The sequence below is a fragment of the Mycobacterium sp. genome (assembly GCF_032162605.1).
Classification (GTDB): Bacteria; Actinomycetota; Actinomycetes; order Mycobacteriales; family Mycobacteriaceae; genus Mycobacterium.
Genome location: NZ_JAVROT010000503.1, coordinates 1 through 5363, shown reverse-complemented (window position 1 = coordinate 5363; position 5363 = coordinate 1). Strand labels below are relative to the sequence as shown.

Sequence of the window (5363 nt, the reverse complement as noted above, 5' to 3'; positions counted from 1 at the left end):
CCCTCTACGCAATCTCCGGCGGCGCGGACCAGGCGTTGGGAGAACTGCTCAAAGAGTTCCGCCATCGAGCGCTGGTCCCACGCTCGACCCGTGAAGCGGCGAGGGACCTTCACACCCCTTGAGACGGCGACCCAAGTCGCTGACACTGGTTCCTTCCAGCCCGCACGCTCAATGGACCTGCGGCCGTTGTCCGCCGTGTTCGGTGTGTCGGTCAACCAGATCTGGTTGCGATCGTGCGCGCAGAACTGGCGGTCGACGAGGTCATCATGGACCCAGGGGTCCAGCTTTCCTGTTCAATCCTCGCTCCTTGGCGAAGATCGACCAGATGCGTTCCTGTCTGCACAATCGGGCGTGCGTCTCCTTGCGGCGACTGCATTGTCCCAGGACACCGCCGCCGCCGCTCTCCTCTGGCCGCTGGGCGCCGGCTTCCTGGTCTCGGGTGAACCCAGCCCTGTCATCGGACTTCGAGTGGGATCTCGACGAGCAGTGACGTCCCGCTTCCAGGGAGGCTAGAGATCTCAAGCATGCCGCCGAGCGCCTCGACGCGGTCGATGAGTCCAGTGAGTCCGGACCCGTTGCCGCTGTCGGCTCCTCCGATTCCATCGTCTTGAATCCAGAGATGGAGATTGGCCTCATCGGCTTCGACGCGCACGTTGACTTCGGAAGCTTGGGCGTGTTTTGCCGCGTTGGTGAGTGCCTCGGAAACGACGTAGTACGCGGCTACTTCGGCACTCTCCGGCAATTGTCGGTCGACACCGACCTCGAGGTCGACCGGGACCGCGGAGCGGCGACCCAGGGTCTTGAGCGCCGCGCCGAGCCCGCCTCTGGACACGATTGCGGGATGGATCCCGTGCGAGATCTCTCGGAGGTCCTCCGAAACGCCGGCCAAGCCCGTCGCGATGTGGGAGATCTGCTCCTTGAGCGGGCGCAGTTCGGGCGGCACCGAAGCTTCTGCTGTACGGATCGCGAGCCCCAAGGAAACCAGCCGTTGTTGGGCGCCGTCATGCAGATCACGTTCGAAGCTGCGCCGGGCGGCATCGGCGGCCGCCACGATGCGGGCCCGAGATGCAGTGAGCTGCGCGTGGCTCTCGGCGTTGGCGATCGCGGTCGCCACCAGGTCGGCGAAGTCCTCGATGCGTGCCTCGGTGTCAACAGGCAGCGGCTCAGATCGCGACGAACTGACAATGGCTGCGCCCCAAAGGCGCCCGCCGACCGCGATCGGTGCTCCGACTCCCGAGCGCAGGCCAAGCTCACGAATTCGCGCAGCGGCTGGGCCCCAAGCATTGTCATGATTGTCGATCCGGGCGGCCCGGCCGGTGTCGAGCACCATGGCTGCGACATTTTCACCCTCGACCGCAAAGCGTTCGCCGACCGGCATCTTCGGCAGTCCTGCCTCGTCGTGGGCCGCAAGCACAATCGAGGTGCCGTCGGCCTGGAAGCGGATGAGAGCGGCGCTACACACGCCCAGGCACCGCACCAACTCCTCCGCGACCGTGGAGAACACCTCGGACGGAGCGCCCCCCCGCGCGACCAGTGTCGCCACTCGTCGCAACGCGGCTTGCTGCTCTGCGAGCACGCGGACCCGCTCGAAAGCGCGATCGGCCTCCCGGCGACGTTGATCTGCCTCGCCGGCGCGGGCCCTTGCTAGCCCGGCGACGGTGTTCGCCGACACCGCGACGACCAGGAAGACGATGATTGCCGCCCAGTTCTGGGCCTCGGAGGGAACGAAGTCGGCTGGCACGTGCCGGAAGTAGTCGAAGGCGAGCCCGCTGGCCGCCGCCATCGTCACCGCCAGGCCCCATCCCCACCCGATCGAGACACCTAGTACGCCGAGCAGAAAAACTACGCCGAAGGCGCTCCCGGGAGCGGCCTGCTTGAACACGTACACCAAACCCGACTCCGCCACGATCACCGACACGGCGACGACGAGCCCGAGCGCTCGCGGCGGGGCTGTCGGGCGCAGCAGCAACGACACCGCGGCACGCATCGGGGTGGACGCTGCATGTGTCCGGGAAGGACCCCGCGCGGAGGTCTCCCAGGGCATGGTGGACTCCCTCAACACCGTCATAATCTGGAATCATTCCAGAAAAGTCTCGTCCGCGCACCTGCCTCCACCGGTGGCAAACGACCCGTCGCCGTCCGCAACCACGTCGTCGCCGTAGCCCTCGCGGTCCACGCGCTGGCTCGAAGGACCATCCGACCAACGCCGTGCCGCGGCGAATTCGATGCGCGCCGGGAGTGAGATCGTCGGTGAGATCCCGAACTGAAATCCCATCTGCGCGAACGGGACACCCTCATCGCCATACTGCACGGGGCACTCGCCCGTCGCCACCCACCAGTTAGCTAGGGGGCCGTGAAGTTCTCTGCGTATTGGTGACCGCTGTTGTTTCCGAATCAATTTCGTCGAGTGGTCAGCGGTCGGCCCGTGGGCAGCGGAGTTGCGTAACTCGGTAATCACACCGGGTTGGTTCGCGGACTGCACGGGCATCGAGTAAGGAATCTGTCGTTGAGTCAGTCGCCTGTGTCAGTCGACGTTCGAACTCGCGCCATGTAGCTCGCGGCTCAGCGCGGCGTCACGTCCCGGCGGCAAGCCGAACTGTCGTCGATACTCACGACTGAACTGAGACAGATTCGTGTAGCCGACGCTGTGAGCTGCCGTGGACACATCGGTCGAACCTGCCATCAGGAGAAGACGTGACTTCTGTAGCCGAAGCTGTTTCTGGAACTGAATCGGGCTGAGGCCCGTCAGTGCGGAGAAGTTCCGATGAAATGCCGAGGGACTCAAGCCATGGTCATGAGCTAGTCGGTCGACGCGAAACTGGGATCGGTAGTGATCGGTGATCCACCGAACGGCGCCGGCGATCGTCGCCAGCGCCGAGTCCGAGCTAGCGGCCTGCCACACCGCACCTCCGAGCGGGCCCGTGAGCAGTCGCCAGTGGATTTCGCGCAGTACTCCCGCGGCTAGGACCCGACGATCATCCGGGGAGTCGAGCAGCCGGAGGAGCCGCAGAAACGCATCGAGGAGGCCGTCTGAGGCGTCTTCAACGCCGAGGCCCTGGTCGGGCAGCTTGCCGTTCTGCAGACAAACACCCGGTGGTGCGTCCAGCATGAGAGCCGCGAGCACAGCGGGGTCGAGGGGCATCCCGACTACCAGGGCGGGTTCGGACGCGGACGCGGCCGTGTATTGGCCGGAGACCGGGATGTCGATCGAGGCGATGAGGAACTGTCCCGGACCGTAGTCGTAGATCCGGTCGCCGAGCGCGAGGCGTTTGGCCCCCTGAACTACCAACGCCACCGAACGGCCCGAGCGCATGATCTGCGGCCCGTCGAGCCGTTCGGCCGTGCACAGGTTCAGGCCCGGTATGGGCAGCGAATGGCTGGCATAGCGCTCGACGTAGTCTCGCAGCTCGGCGAGCAGGCCCGCGCGACGGCCGGGCACCCCCGATGACATGCCTCGAATGTACATCGATTCCGTGCTTGTCCAGGCCGTTCGCTGACGCTTCTAGGCGCGACCCGTATCGGTTGCGAGGATTGTGCAATTTCGCGGGAGTTTTCGCGTCGCGGCCCGAGGCACCGCGATGGTTTCGTGAATCAGTGACCGAAACTCAGACAAATCCAGCGCGCATTGCAGTCGTTACCGGCGGAAGCTCGGGCATAGGCCGTGATGCCGCGCTGCGCTTGGCACAACGTGGCCTCCGTGTCGTGCTCACGTTCAACACCAACGCCGACGGTGCGCTCGAGGCCGTCCGATCGATCGAGGCGGCAGGCGGCGTTGCCGCGGCGGTGGCACTCGACCTCGGCGATGTCGAGACCTTCCCCGCGTTCACGGCTCAGGTGCAGGAACTCTCCGAAGGGTGGGGACGAGCGACCTTTGACGCTCTGATAAACAATGCCGGGGCGAGCGTCGGGATCGCACCGTTCGCCGATGTCACGCCCGCGATGCTCGACGATGCCTACCGCCTGCTGTTCAAGGCGCCCTATCTGCTGACGCAGGCGCTCGTCCCTTTCCTGGCCGATAACTCGTCGATCGTCAACGTGTCGAGCACTGCGGGTCTCGCGACGGGAATCGCGCAGGACTGCACTGCATACGGTGCGATGAAGGCGGCCATCTCCATTTGGACTAGGACGCTCGCGAAGGAACTCAGTACGCGGGGAATTCGAGTGAACGCGGTGGCACCGGGACCGACTGCGACCCGGTTTGGCCGCTCGGAGGTACCGGCAGATCAGCGCGCTCCGGACCCGGACGGGGTTGCTGCGATCATGGCGGGGGTTACGAGCCGGATCGCGCTCGGACGGTTCGGGACGAGCGACGACGTCGGGCGACTGATCGCCGTGTTGGCATCGGACGACGGCTCCTGGATGACCGGAGAAACCCTCAATGTGTCGGGCGGGTTCGGCCTGTGAGTAGGGAATTCGACTTGGACGAGATCGCTTCGATCCGACGCGCATTGGACGTCAGACCGCAGTCCTCACGCGCCGAACGCACCATCGACATCACCACGACGGGGGCCCGGACCAGACAACCCCGTCGGATCGAAATCTGGTTCCACCACGTCGATGGCCGGTGGTATCTGTCAGGCATGCCGCGTGGCCGCAGTTGGTACGCCAATCTCACGGCGAACCCACGCTTCATCGTCCACCTCAAGCACGGGGCGGCGTTCGACCTTCCCGCAATCGCGCGGCAGGTCGACTCGGACACCAAGCGCAGAGCCCTCTCCGTCGTCCTCGCACTCCAGGGCCGAAGTGACCTGGGGACTGCTGGAGTACCGCCCCAGGACCCGGAGGAATGGCAGGAGCGGAGCCCGATCGTGGAGATCGAGTTCGACGACGCGCGCCTTCGAGCCCGCTAAGGCAGGCCCATGCACGGCCCAACCAGCCGCCTGAGCAAGCCCGCCATCGAATCTTGGCTTCATGGGTGCGGGAGCCGGAGTCCGCAGCTCCCCGTGAGCCCATCTCTCTGCCCGGGCAGAACGCTTAGACGTAGTTCACAAAATGACTTTCACGTCAAAGCCGTTGTGAGCCAAAGTGCTCTCATCGACAGCTACCAGAATTCCGCTGCCTTGTGCGCGTAGCGAGGATACGGAACGCAGCGCTTTCACACGGCCGGGTGGCAATCAATCACAAGCCCTGTGCTTGATGCGATTTCAAATTCGTGCACATGACACTCTCTATATGCACTCAGATGGCCGACTTAGATCTCGCGCTGCGCCCGCCGAATGGGCGCCGTCACAGGGATGCTTTCGCCACCATGCCAAGCGACCGGAATTCTCACCTTCATGTCCAATTGGACATCGAGTGGACATTTCGAATGAGAAATGGACATTAAACTTGAGAAGCCACAACTGGTGTAGGTTCTCAATTCC

5 protein-coding genes and 1 pseudogene are annotated in these 5363 nt (G+C 64.6%); 2 read left to right on the top strand and 4 right to left on the bottom strand.

Annotated elements, in window-relative coordinates:
- Positions 1–179: 179 nt before the first annotated feature.
- The 4 genes and pseudogenes from QOI01_RS27925 to QOI01_RS27910 form a co-directional block, all read right to left on the bottom strand.
- Positions 180–351: pseudogene (locus QOI01_RS27925) on the bottom strand (IS3 family transposase); the annotation flags it as partial.
- Between the two features lie 103 nt (positions 352–454).
- The gene (locus QOI01_RS27920; RefSeq protein WP_526386398.1) at positions 455–2044 is read right to left on the bottom strand and encodes a GAF domain-containing sensor histidine kinase; all 1590 of its coding nucleotides are present in this window, start codon (positions 2042–2044) and stop codon (positions 455–457) included.
- A 33-nt stretch (positions 2045–2077) separates the two neighbouring features.
- Complete coding sequence (locus QOI01_RS27915) at positions 2078–2311, bottom strand: hypothetical protein (protein WP_526386397.1); 234 nt, start codon at positions 2309–2311, stop codon at positions 2078–2080.
- A 213-nt stretch (positions 2312–2524) separates the two neighbouring features.
- Positions 2525–3451 (bottom strand): helix-turn-helix transcriptional regulator, encoded by a 927-nt coding sequence (locus QOI01_RS27910; protein WP_526386396.1) that lies wholly within the window; start codon positions 3449–3451, stop codon positions 2525–2527.
- Here QOI01_RS27910 and QOI01_RS27905 point away from each other — a divergent pair.
- Together QOI01_RS27905 and QOI01_RS27900 are read left to right on the top strand one after the other, a co-directional pair.
- On the top strand, positions 3445–4404 hold the full coding sequence (locus QOI01_RS27905) for an SDR family NAD(P)-dependent oxidoreductase (RefSeq protein WP_526386395.1): 960 nt from the start codon (positions 3445–3447) through the stop codon (positions 4402–4404). The genes QOI01_RS27910 and QOI01_RS27905 overlap by 7 nt on opposite strands.
- Positions 4405–4418: 14 nt before the next feature.
- Complete coding sequence (locus QOI01_RS27900) at positions 4419–4850, top strand: nitroreductase/quinone reductase family protein (protein WP_526386394.1); 432 nt, start codon at positions 4419–4421, stop codon at positions 4848–4850.
- Positions 4851–5363 lie beyond the last annotated feature (513 nt).